This is a genomic window from Vibrio sp. 378 (genome assembly GCF_033339435.1).
The window spans coordinates 1-856 of record NZ_JAWOUO010000306.1; the positions used below are offsets into that span (position 1 = coordinate 1).

1 protein-coding gene and 2 pseudogenes are annotated in these 856 nt (G+C 46.4%); all 3 read right to left on the reverse strand.

The window, feature by feature from the left end; genetic code table 11:
- Nucleotides 1-203 (reverse strand): annotated as a pseudogene (locus R7Q48_RS25880) (hypothetical protein); the annotation flags it as partial.
- Nucleotides 196-708 carry a DUF2878 domain-containing protein gene (locus R7Q48_RS25885; RefSeq protein ID WP_025636501.1) on the reverse strand — a complete coding sequence of 171 codons (513 nt, stop codon included), beginning with the start codon at nucleotides 706-708 and terminating at the stop codon, nucleotides 196-198. The pseudogene R7Q48_RS25880 and the gene R7Q48_RS25885, both read right to left, overlap by 8 nt.
- A gap of 5 nt (nucleotides 709-713) precedes the next feature.
- Nucleotides 714-856: pseudogene (locus tag R7Q48_RS25890) on the reverse strand (SAM-dependent methyltransferase); the annotation flags it as partial.

The following is an 856-nucleotide window of genomic DNA, read 5'->3' on the forward strand; positions in this document are numbered from 1 at the left end:
ACATCCGTAGAAACAAGGTATTGTCCATTGGGTGCTTTTAGGCGAGATCGATAAATATCAAACACAAACCAAGTGAGCTGCGCTTCGCCAACTGTTTCCCATTCCTGCCAGTTTTCTACATTCAGTCTGTCAGTACTTCCTATATCTTGTGCCTGCGAAGGTATTGCGCCCATTGCAAACACAAACAAGATACCGCTACCCATACCCCTTAGGAGTTTTCTCTTTAAGCTTGCCATTGTCATACACCTTGAGAATCACCAGCATTAACACCAACCACTCAACAAACAAGGCCAGTAACGTAATACTTGTATCGAATCCAAACTCTACCGCTTGAAGCTTGTAGCCAGCGAAGTAGCTGAGCATTCCTCCAAGCCCACCTAATATTGATACGTAGATTTTGGCGAAGCGGTGCAAAAGCACTGTCAGTTGGTAGGCATACCATGCAAACAATACCCATAGACCAATCAACCACACAGGGAGCCAAGGGGTAGGGAAAACCAAAAGCGAGAAGTGTTGATTTAGCGTATCGAGAACTAGCCCGAAAATGGTGACAAAGGAGATCGCTTTCACCGAGTGAAACGCCGTCAGAATGGAATACACCAAAGTCGCCAACGCCAGTATCATCATCAACCATTGCCACTCAAACGTACCAAGCACAGCAATAAACCAGCACAGTTGAAACCAAGTGGACGCAATCAACACTCTCATAATTCTTATGGGCGCTGGAAAGTCATATGAACGGCGCTGATCGTACGAGCAAGAAAACCGCCTTCACAATAACTAAGGTAATAACGCCACATGCGGACAAACCGGTCATCGTACCCAAACCCTCGCACAGCATCCTCTGCGCGGTTAA